The 18,048-nt window shown below is 38.7% G+C and carries 16 protein-coding genes; 4 read left to right on the forward strand and 12 right to left on the reverse strand.

Going from position 1 to position 18,048, the window contains the following annotated elements:
• Nucleotides 1-46 precede the first annotated feature (46 nt).
• The gene (locus tag ACTQ45_RS06905) at nucleotides 47-2,206 is read right to left on the reverse strand and encodes an LPXTG cell wall anchor domain-containing protein (protein WP_441763321.1); all 2,160 of its coding nucleotides are present in this window, start codon (nucleotides 2,204-2,206) and stop codon (nucleotides 47-49) included.
• Nucleotides 2,207-2,520: 314 nt separating this feature from the next.
• On the opposite strand from ACTQ45_RS06905, the gene ACTQ45_RS06910 reads away from it, so the two are divergent.
• The 4 genes from ACTQ45_RS06910 (at nucleotide 2,521) to ACTQ45_RS06925 (ending at nucleotide 6,651) form a co-directional block, all read left to right on the forward strand.
• Nucleotides 2,521-4,149, forward strand: coding sequence for an ABC-F family ATP-binding cassette domain-containing protein (locus tag ACTQ45_RS06910; RefSeq protein ID WP_441753381.1), 1,629 nt, complete (start codon nucleotides 2,521-2,523; stop codon nucleotides 4,147-4,149).
• Nucleotides 4,150-4,206: 57 nt separating this feature from the next.
• Entirely contained in the window at nucleotides 4,207-5,181 is a 975-nt protein-coding gene (gene guaC, locus ACTQ45_RS06915; RefSeq protein ID WP_441753382.1) for a GMP reductase, read from the forward strand.
• Nucleotides 5,182-5,406: 225 nt separating this feature from the next.
• On the forward strand, nucleotides 5,407-6,126 hold the full coding sequence (locus tag ACTQ45_RS06920) for a YebC/PmpR family DNA-binding transcriptional regulator (protein WP_441753384.1): 720 nt from the start codon (nucleotides 5,407-5,409) through the stop codon (nucleotides 6,124-6,126).
• Between the two features lie 51 nt (nucleotides 6,127-6,177).
• Nucleotides 6,178-6,651: a glutathione peroxidase gene (locus ACTQ45_RS06925; protein ID WP_441753386.1), complete on the forward strand. Its 474-nt coding sequence runs from the start codon at nucleotides 6,178-6,180 to the stop codon at nucleotides 6,649-6,651.
• Between the two features lie 497 nt (nucleotides 6,652-7,148).
• On the opposite strand, the gene ACTQ45_RS06930 is transcribed toward ACTQ45_RS06925, so the two are convergent.
• The 11 genes from ACTQ45_RS06930 to truA all read right to left on the reverse strand — a co-directional run bounded on the left by ACTQ45_RS06930 (nucleotide 7,149) and on the right by truA (nucleotide 18,039).
• On the reverse strand, nucleotides 7,149-7,796 hold the full coding sequence (locus ACTQ45_RS06930; protein WP_441753387.1) for a CBS domain-containing protein: 648 nt from the start codon (nucleotides 7,794-7,796) through the stop codon (nucleotides 7,149-7,151).
• Between the two features lie 3 nt (nucleotides 7,797-7,799).
• Nucleotides 7,800-8,504, reverse strand: coding sequence for an ABC transporter ATP-binding protein (locus tag ACTQ45_RS06935; protein WP_441753389.1), 705 nt, complete (start codon nucleotides 8,502-8,504; stop codon nucleotides 7,800-7,802).
• Complete coding sequence (locus ACTQ45_RS06940) at nucleotides 8,504-9,280, reverse strand: ABC transporter ATP-binding protein (protein ID WP_441753390.1); 777 nt, start codon at nucleotides 9,278-9,280, stop codon at nucleotides 8,504-8,506. The genes ACTQ45_RS06935 and ACTQ45_RS06940 overlap by 1 nt, the downstream gene beginning before the upstream one ends.
• On the reverse strand, nucleotides 9,277-10,221 hold the full coding sequence (locus ACTQ45_RS06945; RefSeq protein WP_441753479.1) for a branched-chain amino acid ABC transporter permease: 945 nt from the start codon (nucleotides 10,219-10,221) through the stop codon (nucleotides 9,277-9,279). The genes ACTQ45_RS06940 and ACTQ45_RS06945 overlap by 4 nt, the downstream gene beginning before the upstream one ends.
• Before the next feature lie 33 nt (nucleotides 10,222-10,254).
• Nucleotides 10,255-11,133: a branched-chain amino acid ABC transporter permease gene (locus ACTQ45_RS06950; RefSeq protein WP_441753391.1), complete on the reverse strand. Its 879-nt coding sequence runs from the start codon at nucleotides 11,131-11,133 to the stop codon at nucleotides 10,255-10,257.
• Between the two features lie 309 nt (nucleotides 11,134-11,442).
• On the reverse strand, nucleotides 11,443-12,606 hold the full coding sequence (locus ACTQ45_RS06955) for an ABC transporter substrate-binding protein (RefSeq protein WP_441753393.1): 1,164 nt from the start codon (nucleotides 12,604-12,606) through the stop codon (nucleotides 11,443-11,445).
• A gap of 518 nt (nucleotides 12,607-13,124) precedes the next feature.
• Nucleotides 13,125-14,285 (reverse strand): ABC transporter substrate-binding protein, encoded by a 1,161-nt coding sequence (locus tag ACTQ45_RS06960; RefSeq protein ID WP_441753395.1) that lies wholly within the window; start codon nucleotides 14,283-14,285, stop codon nucleotides 13,125-13,127.
• A gap of 249 nt (nucleotides 14,286-14,534) precedes the next feature.
• On the reverse strand, nucleotides 14,535-16,013 hold the full coding sequence (locus ACTQ45_RS06965) for a hypothetical protein (protein ID WP_441763322.1): 1,479 nt from the start codon (nucleotides 16,011-16,013) through the stop codon (nucleotides 14,535-14,537).
• Nucleotides 16,014-16,051: 38 nt separating this feature from the next.
• Nucleotides 16,052-16,450: a DUF3224 domain-containing protein gene (locus tag ACTQ45_RS06970; protein ID WP_441753397.1), complete on the reverse strand. Its 399-nt coding sequence runs from the start codon at nucleotides 16,448-16,450 to the stop codon at nucleotides 16,052-16,054.
• A gap of 179 nt (nucleotides 16,451-16,629) precedes the next feature.
• Nucleotides 16,630-17,148 (reverse strand): GNAT family N-acetyltransferase, encoded by a 519-nt coding sequence (locus ACTQ45_RS06975; protein WP_441753399.1) that lies wholly within the window; start codon nucleotides 17,146-17,148, stop codon nucleotides 16,630-16,632.
• A 120-nt stretch (nucleotides 17,149-17,268) separates the two neighbouring features.
• A complete protein-coding gene (gene truA / locus ACTQ45_RS06980; RefSeq protein WP_441753401.1) occupies nucleotides 17,269-18,039 on the reverse strand; it encodes a tRNA pseudouridine(38-40) synthase TruA in 771 nt (256 codons plus the stop codon).
• Nucleotides 18,040-18,048 lie beyond the last annotated feature (9 nt).

Below are 18,048 nucleotides of genomic sequence, written 5' to 3' on the forward strand. Positions count from 1 at the left end.
AAAAAGCAGGAAGCTCTTAGTGAGTTCCCTGCTTTTGTGTCTTTATTTAGTTTGCTTTGCGGCCGCGGTAAATGAGGTAGCCGGCTACTGCGATTAGAATGACTGCGACGCCACCGATCCACCATGAGCTGGTTTCACCCGTGTTTGGTAAGGTCGGTTGGTCACCTGCTTCAACGTCTGTTGATTTTGATACGGATACGCTTGTGCTATCTGATTCGCTTTCGGTTCCTGTTTCTGAGCTTGTTTCAGATGCTGCGTCTGACTCAAAGACTGCTGGATACAGTTCGCGTAAGTGTTGTTCTGCTGCCGCATAGTCCACTTCAGCGTCAGCCGAGAAGTTCGCAAATAATAAGTCGACGAATTTCATTTGGTCTACTTGGGCTTGAGTTAAGGCTGTGTTTCCTATTAAGTCTTGTTTAGCTTGGATGACTAAATCGGTAAACAGGTCTGGATATTCTTCGACTGCGCGTTGGAATGGATAAGTCATGTCGTTTCCACCTGCGTCAATCGCTTCACGGTTCCATGCTAGGAAGTCTCCTGATGGAATTTGGTTGGCGATATCCATTGTCATTGGCGTCAGGTTAACTGATGTTTCCCGCAATAGGTTCGCTTCTGAGTTCACTTGTTCGCTTGTGAAATTATCTGGGTAGTAAGTGATCAACATGCGTCTAAAGCCAACTGCGTTGCCTTCAGTCGTGTCTTCAATATCAAAGCCGAATGTGTCAATCGTTGCTTGTAGCGTTTCGTCGCCTAAGGCTGCTAATTGGTCATTCGTTATGTCCGTTTGTGAAACAACAGCAGCTTTGAAGCCGTCTAAGGCTGTTTCTTCAGTTTCAGATTCAGATTCGGCTTCGCTAGATTCCTCTTCACGGCTGACTTCATATTTAGCTTCCATGACAGCGGCTAATTCTTGGAAGTCTTCTGCGCCACCTGCTTGTAAGTATGTATAATACTCTTCCCAAATCAGAGAAACATCTGGAACAACTGCTAAGTCATCAGCATTTAACTGATATTCTTCATTTAAAACTGTACGGAAGCGGTCTGCTTCATCAGCAAATACTTCTGGATAATCTTCAATTGAGCGGTTAAAGAGATATTCGACACCATTTTCGCTTGTGTTAATCACTTTATTGTAAGCTAATAAAGCTTCAATTGGAATTTCTTCTGCTTGTGTTTGCAGCATTGGTGTTTCAGCGATTGCTGCTACTCTGACTTTGTTAGCAACTTCTTGAATTTGCTCACCAGTAAATAAGTCTGGTCTTTCACTAACTAATCGATCTTGGATCACTAAGGCAGATTCCGCGCTAAAGTTGTTTTCAACTGCAATCGGCAAGTAAGTGTTCAAGACTGTTTCATCAAAGTAAGTTAAGCCTGCTTCCGTGATAAATGTGTATTCCACTAATGAGGCTTTCATTGACTCTAAATCAGTGACTGGCACTTCTGTTGAGTCGGATTCTTCTGGCTCTTCTTCAGAGGACGGTTCCTCATCAGGTGTCGTTTCTTCTGAATCGGTTTCTTCTGGTGCTTCTTCTGACGGAATTTCCTCTTCAGAGCTGTCTTCTTCCGGTACGTCTTCAGATGACGTTTCTTCTGGAGTTTCTTCTTCAGATGATGTTTCTTCCGGTGCTTCTGCTGCTTCTGCTGCTTCTGCTTCGCGAGCGTCACGTCTTTCAATATAAGCGTCACGTGCTACGGTGATTTGCGGTAAAATCGCTGCTACCGTCGCTTCAACGTTTTGTTCGTTAGTCGCAAATTCTGTTTGGTACCAAGCAAGAATATCGCTTGGTAAAGCGGTATTTAAATCAGAAAACGAATAGCTTGAGCCTGCTACAATTGCTTCGGCCGCACGGCGGTAAGCATCATAGTTTTCTCCAGTTAATAAACCTAAATTTAGATAGTTGGCTGCAAGTGAATCATAGACAGCTTTGTAAATAACGGCACTGTCTGTACTTGCTGCAGACGCATCATTAAAGTAAGTTAATAAATCTTGATCCGATACGCTTAGTAATTGTTCTAAGTTGACAGGTTCTAAACCTGCCACTGTATCTTTAATTTGTGCAACTTGGGCTTCCTGTTCTGGAGTTAACTCTTGAGCATAAACAATGCTTGCCTGCGCCATGCCCAAAGCATCTCCTAGATAGTTTACATTCGCTGAAACAGTTCCTAATGCTAAGGCGCTGGCCGAAACGAATAATATTTTTTTCATGTTCATGTGACTTCCCCCTCTTAATGTACTTTCAATTATACGTGATAAATGTGAAATTTCATTGACTTTCTTATGTCAATTCAAACAAATTCGATTAACTGTCGGTCAAAATAGTTCCCTAAAACCTGTCCCTATTCTAACGTTTCTTCTGACTTTTGTCATTTAATTCAAGGTAAGCGTTTCATTAAAAATCCTCTTGCTAGGAATGTTCTAATTTTTCCTAAAATAGTCCTTTTATCCGCTCAGTTATGCTATTATATTACTTGTGTCAGAAGTGCTTGACACCTTCTATAAGCACTCAAGGAGGATAAATAATGTTAAACGTATCAAACGTAAGTTTGCAGTTTCCTGACCGCAAACTTTTTGATGATGTAAATATAATGTTTACACCAGGTAACTGTTACGGAGTAATAGGTGCCAATGGTGCAGGTAAATCAACGTTCCTAAATATTTTATCCGGAGAAATTTCACCTTCAACAGGTAATGTTTCAATGGATCCAAACGAAAGATTGGCTGTTTTAAGCCAAAACCACTACGGTTTCGAAGACTCTACTGTTATTGAAACGGTCATGATGGGTTACAAGGAATTGTACGAAATTATGAAAGAAAAAGATGCTATCTACATGAAAGAAGATTTTACTGATGAAGATGGTCTTCGCGCTGGAGAATTAGAAGGTCTTTTTGCTGAAATGGGCGGTTGGGAAGCAGAATCAGAAGCAAGTAACATGCTTCAAGGGTTAGGCATCACAACGGACATGCATTTCAGTTTAATGCGTGAATTAATCGAAGCAGATAAAATTAAGGTTTTGCTAGCCCAAGCATTATTCGGTAAGCCGGATAACTTGTTACTAGATGAGCCGACAAACGGTTTAGATTCTCAAGCAATTAGTTGGTTAAGTGAGTTTATTATTAACTTCCCTAACACTGTTATTGTTGTATCCCATGACCGTCACTTCTTAAACAACGTTTGTACGCATATGGCTGACGTCGATTTTGGTAAGATTAAATTGTATGCTGGTAACTATGATTTTTGGTTACAATCGAGCCAATTAGCTGCTAAATTAGCTGCTGACCAAAACTCAAAAAAAGAAGAGAAAATCAAAGAATTACAAGACTTTATCGCTCGTTTCTCTGCGAATGCTTCTAAATCTAAGCAAGCAACCTCTCGTAAGAAAACATTGGATAAAATCACTTTGGATGATATTCAACCATCTTCACGTCGTTACCCGTTCGTAGGCTTCTCGCCTGAACGCGAAATCGGGAATGACTTGTTGAGCGTCAATGGTCTTTCAAAAACAGTTGATGGCGTTAAAATTCTAGATAATATTACGTTTACTCTAGACCGTGATGATAAAGTGGCTTTCACTAGTCGCAACGATATCGCAATTTCAACCTTCTTTGATATTATCACTGGTAAAATTGAACCAGATAGTGGGACTTATGAGTGGGGAGTGACTACTTCTCAAACTTACTTACCACGTAACTCTGGCGACGAGTTTGACGGTGTGGAATTAAACATTGTTGACTGGTTACGTCAATTTGCTTCTAAAGAAGAAAGTGACAACACGTTCTTAAGAAGTTTCTTAGGCCGTATGTTATTCTCTGGTGATGACGTACTGAAAAAAGTTAACGTCTTATCTGGGGGAGAAAAAGTTCGTTGTATCCTATCTAAAATGATGCTTTCTAAAGCGAACGTTTTAGTATTAGACCAACCAACTAACCACTTGGACTTAGAGTCTATCACGGCGCTTAACGAAGGGTTAGTTAAGTTTAAAGGTGCGATGTTAGTTGCTTCTCATGACTACGAAGTACTAAACACAACGGTTAACCGCGTCATTGAATTAACACCAAACGGTTCATTAGACCGCATCAACACTACTTATGAAGAATTTATTAATACTCCTGAAACACAACAACGTGTGGAAGAGTTATACAACGCTTAATTTAATAATGTATTGTCAAAATAACTAATATTTTGCGCCAATAAAGGAGAATGTTTTGTGGAAGTTTTTGATTATGAAGATATCCAACTGATTCCAAATAAATCGATTGTTAGTAGCCGTTCTGAATGTAATACGTCCGTTCAGTTTGGTCCGCGTACTTTTAGAATCCCTGTCGTTCCTGCCAATATGCAGACAGTAATAAATGAAGAGCTGGCCGTTTGGTTTGCAGAAAATGATTACTTCTATATCATGCACCGTTTCGATGAAGCGGCAAGAAAACCATTTATTACAATGATGCATGAGCGTGGCTTGTTTGCTTCAATCAGTGTGGGTATTAAAGACTACGAATATAATTTCGTTCGAGAATTAGTTGAAGAGAATTTAATTCCTGAGTATATCACAATTGATGTGGCTCATGGCCATTCTGAGGATGTTCTAGACATGGTACGTTTTATTAAAGAAATGCTACCGCAAACTTTCTTGATTGCTGGAAATGTTGGTACACCTGAAGGTGTACGTGAACTTGAAAATGCCGGTGCAGACGCTACGAAAGTTGGCGTAGGTCCTGGTCGCGTATGTATCACAAAATTAAAAACTGGTTTCGGAACTGGTGGCTGGCAATTAGCGGCTGTTCGTTCTTGTGCAAAAGCAGCACGTAAACCTATTATCGCTGATGGTGGCATTCGTCATCACGGTGATATCGCAAAATCTGTTCGTTTTGGTGCTTCAATGGTAATGATTGGATCATTATTGGCTGCTCACGAAGAGAGTCCTGGTCGCACTCGAGAAATCGACGGTCGTACTTACAAAGAGTACTTCGGTAGTGCATCAGAACATCAAAAAGGTGAACGCAAAAACGTTGAAGGTAAAATCGAAATGATTGCCGCTCGTGGTAAATTAACAGATACTTTAACTGAGATGGAACAAGATTTACAATCTTCTATTTCATATGCTGGTGGTCGTGACTTAGATGCGATTCGTAAAGTTGACTATGTCATTGTACGTAATAGTATTTTTAATGGCGATCGTTAAGTAGAGTCATAATAAAGAAGCAATTAACTCTCTCTTTGGCCACTCGGTCCAGGAGAGAGTTTTTTATATTGTGTTGCATTAATTATTTTGGTGAATGTTCGCTTTTAAAGTAGGCATTGGGCTTCTAGAGCGGGAAAAGCCCAGTCTCATTACATTCTAACTTAACAAATGAGCCCTTTCATGTATATAATATACCTAAGACATTTAGAAAGAAGAGTGAACTTAATGGGACGTAAATGGATGAACATTCGCGAAAAAAAAGCGAAAACCGATCAGAATACCTCAAGAATTTACGCTAAATTTGGAATTGAAATTTATGCGGCAGCAAAATCTGGTGAACCCGATCCCGAATTAAATCAAAAACTTAAATTCGTTGTGGACCGAGCTAAAACTTATAACGTTCCACGTCATGTTATTGAAAAAGCCATCGATAAAGCCAAAGGAGGCGATGACGAAACATTCCAAGAGTTACGTTATGAAGGTTTCGGACCAAATGGCTCCATGATTATCGTTGATGCTTTAACGAATAATGTCAATCGTACCGCTGGAAATATCCGTTCAGCCTTTGGAAAAAACGGTGGAAATATGGGCGTAAGTGGTTCTGTAAACTATTTATTTGAATCGACTGCTGTCTTTGTATTTGCAGGCAACGATGCAGATGAAATTATGATGGGCTTATTGGAAGCTGAAGTCGATGTCCGCGAAGTCTTCACTGAAGATGAACAGATTGTCGTTTATGGTGAGCCAAATGAGTTCCACTCTATTAAAGAAGCATTAGAAAACATCGATATCAGTGATTTTGAAGTCGCTGAAATTGAAATGTTACCACAAAATGAAGTAACATTAACTGGTGAGGATTTACGCTTATTCGAACGTCTGATTGACACGCTTGAAGAAGATGACGATGTTCAAAAAGTTTATCATAATGTTGCGCTAGATGATTAAATAGCCAAACTATAAAACAACACCGCTTAGTTGCTGGTAGAAGGAGACGACATGACTTTACCCGATTTTTCATTAATTAGAAGTAATGGTGACCCTTATGCATTTAACCAATACAATGACCACGTCATTTTGGTTGTGAATACCGCAACGGAATGCGGCTTTGCAAAACAGTTTGATGGTTTAGAAAAACTATACCAAGATTATCAAGATCGCCAATTTGTTGTGATTGGATTCCCGAGTAATCAATTCAAAAATCAAGAACCTGTCAGTAATGAGGATATGACAGAGTCTTGCCGTTTGAATTTCGGAGTAACCTTTCCTTTAAACGAAAAGATTGATGTGAACGGCCCGACTGCTTCACCTTTATATCAATGGTTGAAACAAGAAAAAGGTGGCTTAATCAATTCCGATATCAAGTGGAACTTCACGAAATTTTTAATCAATCGTGAAGGTGAGGTTATTAAACGCTATCCGCCGACAACCGAACCGAAATCAATGGTTAAGGATATTGAGAAACTTCTATAGTCTTTAATGCTTGATACTTGTGCATGCGGCAACGGTTAACTGTTATTAACGTTTGATATATTTTCTTATGCTGACTGGCTTTGCTAGATAAGTACAAGTAAAGATAACTATTTAATACGATTAACGTGTTTCTTCGAGTGATTCTTATACTCAAAGGAACACGTTTTTTATTTGGTTCCTTGGATTAGTTCGTGTCTACTTGCGGTGTAGAAAGTCAAAACTAGCTGTCTTCTATCTTCAGCATGCTTACTACTCAATAGCTGATTCTTAGTTGACTTGAATGTCATCGCCTTCCTTCTTAGCTTTTAAGTAGTAAGCATCATGGCGAAGGACGCCACGAATCCTGGGCCATGTTTCTCATCGTCGCTCAACTCGCCATGATGCGAAACATAGCAGATATCATTTCAAACGTATCCAGTTTATTCCCACCATCCCTCCACTCCAAACAAAAAAAAGTCCTAAACGCAACTTTAATATGCGTTTAGGACTTTAAATGATTAGTCGGTTGTTTTTTCGTGGACAGATTTCACTTCGTAGCCACGTGCTTTAATTGCCTCTTCAAGCAAAGTTGTATCTGTTGTTGAGACATGCAGTACAAGACGGATATTTTCTTCATGATGATAAACAATCATATGAGTCAAGTTAACGTCTGTTTCTACTAAAGCATCACCGACTTCCTCGATGACCCCTTTACGGTCTCCAACTAACTCAACAACTAAACTTGATCCTGGAGTATCATAACCAGACACATCAACAAAAGCTTTGAAAATGTCTTTATCTGTAATAATACCGACCAGCTTCGAACCTTCAGTGACCACTAACACACCAATATTGTTTGAGCGCATAATTGAAGCTGCCTCTTCAACAATACTATCTGGTGCAATAGTTATCACCTGCTTCTTCATGACGTCTTTAACCGTCGTTTTTTCTAAAATATAATTCACTTCATGAGCGCTTAAACTCGTCGCTCCAGATGGAGAATTTTTAGAAAGAATGTCTTTTGTAATTAAGCCGACTAATTGGCCATTTTCTAAAACAGGTAGACGATTAATATCGTGCTGCTTTAGTAAGTCACTCGCTTTTAAAACACTTGTTTCGGGTGTAATCGTAATTAAATTCGTTGACATATAATCTTTAATATACATTCACTAACCTCCTAAGTATGCTTTTTGAACGTCGTCACTTTCTAGTAAATCCTGACCCGTACCTGATAATACAATTTCACCGGTCTCCAGAACGTATCCTCGATTCGCTATCGTTAATGCCATTTTAGCATTTTGTTCGATTAAAAGCACGGTTGTTCCTTGTTTTTGAATATCGACGATAATATTGAAGATTTCTTTAATAAAGATAGGCGCAAGTCCCATAGATGGCTCATCTAACAACAATAGCTTCGGTTTAGACATCAACGCACGTCCCATGGCCAACATTTGTTGCTCACCACCAGAGAGTGTTGCGGCATCTTGCCCTTTTCTCTCTTCCAGAATTGGGAAACGTTTATAAACAGCTGACATATCCTCTTGAATGCCCTCTTTATCATTGCGTAAGAAAGCGCCTAATTCCAGATTTTCCTTAACCGTTAACCCTTTGAAAACATGACGTCCTTCCGGCACATGTGAAATGCCTGTTTCTACAATTTTCTTGGGAGCCAGTTTTAATAAATCGTGATCGCCATAAGTGATCGAGCCTTCAGTCGGTTTAACTAATCCCGAAATGGTTCTCAAGATGGTTGATTTCCCTGCCCCGTTCGCTCCAATTAGAGCTACAATTTCACCTGTGTTTACTTCAAAGTTAACAGATTTTACAGCGTTAATCATTCCGTAGTTTACTTTTAAATTTTCAACCTTCAGCATTAATCAACACCTCCTAAATAAGCACGAATAACATCAGGATTCTGCTTCACTTCTTCAGCATTCCCATGAGCAATTAATCGCCCGTATTCCAATACATAAATTCTTTGACAAATTTCCATAACTAATGACATATCGTGTTCAATTAACACAATTGTCAATTCGAATTGTTCTCTAATTTGAGCGATCAGATTAGTTAAATCCGCTGTTTCAGCAGGGTTCATTCCTGCAGCCGGCTCATCTAAAAACAAAATCTTAGGTTGAGTCGCTAAAGCACGAACGATTTCTAAACGACGCTGTTGACCGTAAGATAAATTACGTGCTTTTTCTTCAGCAATCCCTTCTAAATTAAAGATTTTTAATAAGTCTAAAGCTTTAGTGTAAAGTCGTTTATTCGTTTCATAATGGGCACCTAAACGTAAGATACTTGAGAAAACTGAATTTCCTTGTTCACGGTGCATCGCAACCATTACGTTTTCAATTACCGTTTGATCTTTAAATAAACGAATATTCTGGAAAGTTCTTGCTAAACCTAATTCGTTAATTTTATCCGGTTTAACCCCATTTAAATTAACTTTGCCATTCTCAGTTAATAAATCAATTGTTCCTTCAGAAGGCACGTAAACCCCTGTCAACAAGTTGAAAAAAGTTGTTTTTCCGGCCCCGTTTGGTCCGATTAAACCGACCAATTCATTCTCTTCCAAATGAATTGACACATTAGAAACGGCTGCTAAACCGCCGAAGTTTTTAGTTAAATTCTTGACTTCAAGCAAACTCATGAAACAGCCTCCTTATCTTTTCGGATTGCTTTAGCAACTAATGAGCCTAAACGTAATTCTTTCGTCCCAAGGATTCCACCTGGTCTGAATATCATAATTAATACAAGCGCTACTGCATAAATAACCATACGTAATTGACCATAATCTTGTAAGAATACGTTTAGTAAACCTAATAAAATTGCTGCTACAAACGAACCAGTGAAACTACCAATTCCACCGAATACAACAATAATTAGAACATCGATTGAACGTTCAAACGTATAATCTCCTGGAGTTACAATTCCTAAGAAAGTTGCTTGTAAAGAGCCACCAATACTTGCGGTAATGGCACCCAATACAAAAGCTAATACTTTATAACGTGTCACATCAACACCCATTGATTCAGCAGCAATTTCATCTTGTTGGATAGCCATCGTTGCACGCCCTGCACTACTATAAACATAGTTTAAAATAAAAATTGTCGTGATTACCATTAAAATGTAAACATTTACCCAATTGGAAACAAGAGGGATCCCACTGATACCAGCAGGTCCGTTGGTCAAATCACGCATGTTATTTATTAATACACGCACGATTTCGGCCACTCCTAGTGTCGCAATCGCTAGGTAATCCCCTTTTAACCGTAACGTTGGAATGCCTACAAGTAAAGCAAGGATTATTGATAAAACCACCCCAACACCCATACCAGCATATAGGCCCATCGTACTATTCTCCATACTCTTAGTCAAAATGGCTGCTGAATAAGCACCAATCGCGATAAAACCAGCGTGTCCTAAAGAGAATTGTCCTGCAACCCCTAGAACGAGGTTTAAACCAACAGCATAAATTATATTAATCATAATGGTTACAAGCGTGATTTGATAAAAACGATTAATAATCCCCGCTTGAACTAAAGCATACAGCGCTACGAAACCAAGAATTGCTGCTGCGATCCACACCATATTACGTATATGAAATCTATTCACTTGTGCCACCTACACTTTCTCTTTGACATTCTTGCCGAATAATCCTGATGGCATAATGAGAAGAATGACAATCAGTAAGGCATAAACGGCTGCGTCTTTATACATGGACCCACCTAAGAACGTTACAATGGTTTCAAGCACACCAATTAAATAACCACCCACCATTGCACCAGGTATACTGCCCACGCCACCTACAACAGCAGCAACGAACGCTTTCAGTCCAGGCGTCGTCCCCATCGTAGCTGAAATTGAATTATAGTAAACACCCACGAGTACACCAGCGATTCCCGCTAAGCCTGAACCTAAAGCAAAGGTAAAGGAAATCACACGGTTCACATCGATTCCCATTAATTCTGCTGCTTCTGAATCAACTGCTACAGCTCGCATGGCTTTACCCATTTTTGTATGTTTGACAATCGCATTTAAAATAATCATTAAAGTAATCGTCGTCACAAAAACAAAAACTTGCTTCATGTTAATGACAATTCCAAACACTTTAAATGGCATCACTGGGATTGTTGAAGGAAATGCTCGAACCTCAGGTCCTAAGAAATAAATCATCACATTCTGTAAAAAGTACGATACTCCGATTGCAGTAATTAAAGCTGCTACACGTGTTGATTTACGTAATGGCTTGTAGGCCACTTTCTCAATCACAACGCCTAAAATCGCACAGAATACTCCTGATAAAATCATTGCAAGAAACACATTGATGTTTAAAGCACTAACAAGAAAATAACCGAAAAAGGCTCCCACCATATAAATATCGCCATGAGCAAAATTTATTAAACGAATCGTTCCATACACCATTGTATAGCCGAGTGCGATCAGAGCATAAATACTTCCTAACGAAACACCGTTAACAAGTTGTTGCATAAATAATTGCATAGTTAAAATCCTTTCCTACCATATTTTGCCTACTTTAAAAAAGTATATAACACACTTTCTAATAATTCAACCGTTATTTTAAATAAATTTTAATCTTATCATTGATTTCTTAGAAAAACTTTGCCCATGAAAGCCCTTAAATTGACATTTATCGCTACAAATTATTTCTATAAGCCTTTTAGCCAAAGATTAAAAACAGATTAGAAGTCTCTAATTTTCAACCTTGAGATAAAGAAATTACTTGCGCAATAAAATGAAATACTGTGAAAGTAAACGATCCAAACTTTCACAGTATCACTTAACTAATCGTTATTCGGCCGAAACTTCTTCAGCTGAAACAATTTCACCATTTTCTAATTTAAGCATCAAAGCTGGTTTAATGGGATTATGTTCCTCATCAAAAGAGAAGGTACCTGTAATCCCTTCGAAATCTTGCGTTTCCCCAATTGCTTTTATAATGGCTTGTCTGTCTGTAGAGCCTGCGCGTTCAATCGCATCTAGCAATAGATTAGACGCATCATACCCTAAAGCAGCAAAAGTATCAGGTTGCTTACCAAATTTTTCAGAATAATCATCGATAAACTGTTGGGTTTTTGGATCATCATTTCCTTCATAAAAATGCGTTGTAAAGTAAATATCCGTTGCATTCTCAGCACCAGCTAACTCGATTAATGTTTTACTATGGTAGCCATCTCCACCAATGATTGGTTGTGTAATCCCCATTTCGCGTGCTTGTTTAATAATTAAGCCTGTTTCTGTATAGTAACCAGGGATATACAGAATATCAAAGTCTTGCGCTAGTAAAGTTGTCAGAATCGCCGAAAAATCTGTATCTCCCGATGTGTACGACTGAGTATTTAGGATACTTCCACCATTTTCTTCAAATCTTTGCGTAAAACTATCTGCCAAACCTAGTGAATAATCTAAAGCTTGATCAGTTATAATGATCGCTGAATCTGCTGTTAAAATTTCGGAAGCATATTCTCCTGCAGCTAGGCCTTGAAATGAATCTTCGAAACAGACTCTAAATAAGTATTCTAAAACACTCCCATCCTCAGCTAAAGTTAATCCATCCCCTGTTGAAGCACCTAAGATGGTTGGCATCTCACCTTCAGTAATAATTGGTATGGCAGCTTTGGCTACCCCCGTCGCAGTTGGTCCAATAATCCCTACTACATCTTGAGATATTAATTTAGTCGCAACTGATGCGGCTTCCGTTAAGTCTGATTGATTGTCGGTAATCAATAATTCGATGAGCTGTCCGTCTAGTAGACCCCCTGCATCATTCTTCTGTTCAATTGCTAATTCTAATGCTTCAGCAATTGGTGTACCATAAGCCGCAGCCGCACCGGATAATTCTAAGTTACCACCAATTTTTATTGTGTCTTGTGCGTAAGTGGTTTGCGTTGTTAATAAAGCTGTCGATAATAATAAGCCTGTAAGTAACGTTTGTCCAACTTTTCTGATATTCATAATAGTTCCTCCTAATTTTTATCTGTGTATTTTTAAGCTTTTAAGCAAGCACGTGTGTTTCAATAACAACAAAAAGACCTAACCAGATTTCTAAAAATCTAGTCAGGTCTTTTAAATAATGATACTTATCCTAACTGCACAAAAAACAGCTACCGGTGGCCACCATGATAAGAACCGTTTATTATATTACACCCGAATAGATTTTCGTCCATCTATGCGGGCAACACCATAAGGCCTCCTCGTCATAGATACTTAAAGTACCACGACGACGACGACGTTATATGATGTATTCGCTTGTAATAAATTAAACTGATTCATACGCTTTGCCTCCATTAGAATAATTGATAACCTTATATTAAAACCTTCTCATTCGATTGTCAACTGTTTTAATCAAAAAATCATTTTATTTTTATAATAGCGTCTTCCCTCTAAGTGACAGGTTTTTCTGAACAGTCAAATCATGCCTTAAATTAAAAAAGCTCGGGACACTATCGTATCCCGAGCAGAGTTTCTAATGATTATTCTGCTGATACTAATTCAGCGTTTGTAATTTCACCATTTTGTAATGTAATCATTGTCGCTGGTTTAACCGGGTTATGGTTTTCGTCAATCGCGAAAGTTCCTGTTACTCCGGCAAATTCTGTCGTTGAAGCAATCGCATCTTTGACAGCTTCTGGATCTGTAGAGCCCGCTCTTTCTACTGAGTCGATTAATAACATTGCCGCATCATAACCCAAAGCAGCAAAACCATCTGGTTCTACGCCAAATTTCTCTTCATAAGCAGCCATAAATTCCACTACTACAGGCTCTTCTGATTCAGATGAGAAATGGTTAGTAAAGTAAATATCATTAACGTTTTCAGCGCCCGCTAATTCAACCAATGTTGGTGATGCAAACCCATCGCCCGCTAAGATTGGTTGCGTAATTCCCATTTGACGTGCTTGTTGGATAATTAATCCACCTTCTGTATAGTAACCTGGTACATATAATACATCAAATTCTTGCACTAATAATGATGTTAAAACAGCTGAGAAATCTGTATCACCACTTGTATAGGATTCATTAGCTACAATGGTTCCGCCAGCTTCTTCAAACTGAGTCACAAACGAGTCTGTTAAACCTTGTGAGTAATCTAATGCTTGGTCAGTTAAAATAGCGGCAGTTTGAGCCTCTAATGTTTCTGTAGCATAAGCAGCAGCTGCTGCCCCTTGGTAAGAGTCTTCAAAACATACTCTAAACAAATATTCTAATACACTTCCACTATCGTCTAAAGTAATACCATCCCCAGTTGCAGCTGGTAAAATAACTGGAATACCTGCTTCTTCAATAATAGGAATTTGAGCATTGGCTTGGCCTGTTGTTGCTGGTCCAACAATACCGACAACACCTTCTCCAACTAAACGTGTCGCAACAGAAGCAGATTCTGTTAATTCAGATTGGCTATCAAAAATAATTGCTTCTAATTGTTGACCCTCTAAGACGCCACCTTCAGCGTTAACTTGTTCAATCGCTAATTCTAACCCGTTAGCCATTGCTTGTCCATAGGATGCTGCTCCGCCGGATAATTCATAGTTTGCTCCAATTTTTACTGTCTCTTGCGCTAAAGCGGTTGTACTGGCTAATGAACCAACAATTGCTACACTTGCTAAAAAGGTTAATCCAATTTTCTTTAATCTCATGTTATTTCCTCCCATTAATTCGTTCATGTCTGAATTATAAGATATTCATGGCAAGTTTACAAGGTGTTTTTTCATATTAGTCACATTTTTATCATTAAATTCTAATTATTTGGACTTTATATTGATTTTAGGCATTTAAACGTTGATTTTTGATACTTTTCCCATTTATGGCGTTTTTTATAACAAAAAACTACCGACATAAGATCGATAGTTTAACAATTTAGTATCTAAGATTAGCAAGCTAATTCATTATTCCTCACGTGTTGTTAAATGTGCTTTGATGTGTTCGATGAAATGCTTCAACACTTGTACCCTCGCATAGTACTTATCTTGCCCCGGCACAATATACCAAGGCGCATGGGGCGTATTCGTGCGTACTAACATTTCGTTCATCGCCTCAATGTATTCATTCCACTTTTCTCGATTGCGCCAATCCTCAGAAGTAATCTTATAATTCTTTTCGGCTTCATCTAATCTTGCTTGGAAACGCTTCGCTTGCTCGTCGGCATCGATATATAAGAAAAACTTCATCACGACAGTCCCGTGATTCGTTAACACGGCTTCCATCTGATTAATTTCATCATATGCACGCTCCCAAGCCGTTTGATGAACAAAGCCTTCAACTCGCTCCACAAGGACACGTCCGTACCAACTACGGTCGAAAATGACCATCTCATTATCTTGAGGCATTTCAATTTGAAAGCGCCAGAGATAATGAAACAAACTCTCCACTTGATTAGGGGCATTAATTCCATAAATTTTATAACTTCGCGGATCTATGTGACGAGTTAAGCGTTTAATCGCACCACCCTTACCAGCAGCATCCACTCCTTCAAAAGCTAATACAATCGGAATTTTCTTCACATAACACTCATACACCAATTCTGAGGCTTGTTTTTGTAATGTTTCTAATTGCTTATCATATTCTTTATTGGATAACTTTAAGGTGATATCTACTTCATCAAGTGGCAAACTATCCGCATTAAATACGTGTTGCGGTAAATCATCTTTGCCACTGCGTCTTAACGTAATCTGTTCGATACCCGCTGTAATTTGTTCAATGACTAATCCTAAAACAGTCTTCGATGCCAATTTTAAATCTTCTGCAGCGATAATATTCCAATGACTGTAAGGTAAATCCGTCGCCTTGAGCACTTTATCAAACCATTCTTGGTGACCGCAATAGTCATCATTTTGTCGATAGTCTTCGTCTGACAGGAGTAATTGGTTACGATTAGACTTTTCTAAACGCTTGATATTTTCTTTCTGAGTTTCTTGTGTGACATTTAGAAACAATTTAATCACAATTGTTTCATCATCAATCAATATTTTCTCCAATGATAAAAGCTCATCGACTCTTTGCGAGAGTTTCTCATCCGTTCGCTGATCATGATTAAACACTTGGTAATAAAAACTACGGTCGTATACCACCATCTCGCGACGACTTGGTATCTTGCGCCAGAAACGCCAAACACTTGGATAATCTTGCTCTTGTGCATTCGGTTGCTCAAACACTTCCACTCGAACATAACGAGGATCTAGTTCACGTGTCAAATCATTGATGACAAACCCCTTACCTGAACTTTCCCAACCATCCACTAATATTAAAACAGGAATATCAAGACGCTGAACAATTCGTTGTAATTGATCCAACTGGTCGCCTAATGCTGAACGCTTGAAATTATCATATCGATTGTCTACTTGATCAAAATCAAAATCTTTAAGCATCAAATCTTCCTTTCTTACGTGTCTAAAGCGCCCTGATCTTATAACTCAATATCAAATTGCAATTCAAATTCATCTTCTGTCAGCAATTGTGTAAAAACGTAATTCCCCACTAACATTAACAATTCCTCCGTCGCATCAACAATTCTTCCTTTGGCCGTTACAGCTCCTTGATGAATCGCTCCATCTTCATGTGCAAGAAAACATCCTTTTTGCTGGTTAATCTCACCTTCAAATTTCATAAATCCTCGAAAAAGCACCGGTACACTGTCAGTATCCTCCATCTCGTAAATTAAATGATGAACTTTAGCAGACCCCTTACAATTTGGTCCGTCCAATTCGTAAGCATACTCCACCAATCTCACTGGATAACCGTCAACATCCGTATGCACCGAATGTTCCATCCGATTGACCACTTTACTTTTCAACTTAATCATCATGCTCTTCACCCCTTAACAAGCTATTAACTCCATTCTAACACTTACATCATCAACTATAAATTAAACTACACCAAGACCAAATAGGACAAAAAAAACAGACGGCCTTTCGACCCGTTTTTCTGCCCTATTCATTAGGATGCAATTCTTTTTGTTTAATCCTACCACTTACTCCATTTAACTTAATTTAAGCGTGTATAGTGATAAGCATTACGTGCTGTCCCATCACCAACATAAATAACACCACAATATTTAAATCCAAATTTCTCAATGACATGAATCATTGGCTGATTCAAATGATGGGTATCAATTTTTATATTATTATAATGATCAATCACCCACTGCATGCAATGTTGCCCTGTCCCTTTTAATTGGCCACTCGTACTTATCCGGTGAATCGTCACATAAGGAGCATCATTTAACCATTGTCCGCCTTCAACAGTCGTATAAGTAGGATCTTCACCTTCTAATGCCGCAAAGGTAGCGACAATCGTTCCCACAGGTAAATCAGTCTGATCCTTTTCATCGACGACACACACATAGCTAAAACCAGCCATCAGATCTTTCATTACTAACTCACGTCCAGGATGTCCCTTTCGCCATTGATTAGGATTTCCTGTTTTAAGTTGAACTTGACGCCCATGTTCAAATATTTCAAGAATTCGTTCAATATCTTCTTTTACTGTATGCCTTATTTTCATCCGAACACCTCAACGCTTTAGAATTAATGTCCTTATTGTATCACAGCTTCCTCATTAAGCACTAATAAAATAAAACAGAGCACCGACCAGCCTCAGCGGTCAATGCTCTGATAATTATCGTTAATTGAAAGGATTTTGCTCGTATTCTACTTTCATGAGATATAAGCCTTCTGGAGAAGCAGTTGGGCCTGCTTCATTCCGATCACGCACTTCAAGTAAACGATCCATCTCTTCTACAGACTTTAAACCATCACCAATCTGTAAAAGTGTGCCTACGAGAATTCGAACCATATTATAAAGAAATCCTTGGCCTTTAAACCGAAAGCGTAATTCCTGAGTCACCTCATCAAAATAAACCTCAGCTTCATAAATTGTCCGAACTTTATTTTCTTTATCGGTTTTCGTAGAACAGAAACTGCCAAAATCATGGGTGCCAATAATTTTCTGGATTGCTTCCTGCATCGCTTCTAGACTATAACGGTAAGGGTGATGCAAAGTATAAAGTCTTTTAAAAGGATCTGGAAACCGACTGGTATCTACCCGGTAAAGATATTCCTTTGAAATAGCATGATATCGCGAATGAAAATCGTTCGCAACATGCGCTACTTGAACTACTCGAACTGAGGGGTCTAGAATACTATTTAATGCTCTCAACATCGAATCAGTCTTAATAGCGACCGGATAATCAAAATGAAGCACTTGTCCTAAGGCATGAACCCCTGAGTCTGTACGTCCCGAACTTGATGTTGGAATATGTTCCCCTTTAGGTAACTTCGCCATCAGAACTAGAGCTTTCTCGAATTCAGCTTGAATACTGGGTCCATTGGGTTGAACTTGATAGCCCACATAATTCGTGCCATCGTATTGAATTTTTACCGCAAAACGTGGCATCTTACTTCC

Origin of the sequence: Fundicoccus sp. Sow4_D5 (assembly GCF_052116365.1) — a bacterium.
Taxonomy (GTDB): domain Bacteria; phylum Bacillota; class Bacilli; order Lactobacillales; family Aerococcaceae; genus Fundicoccus.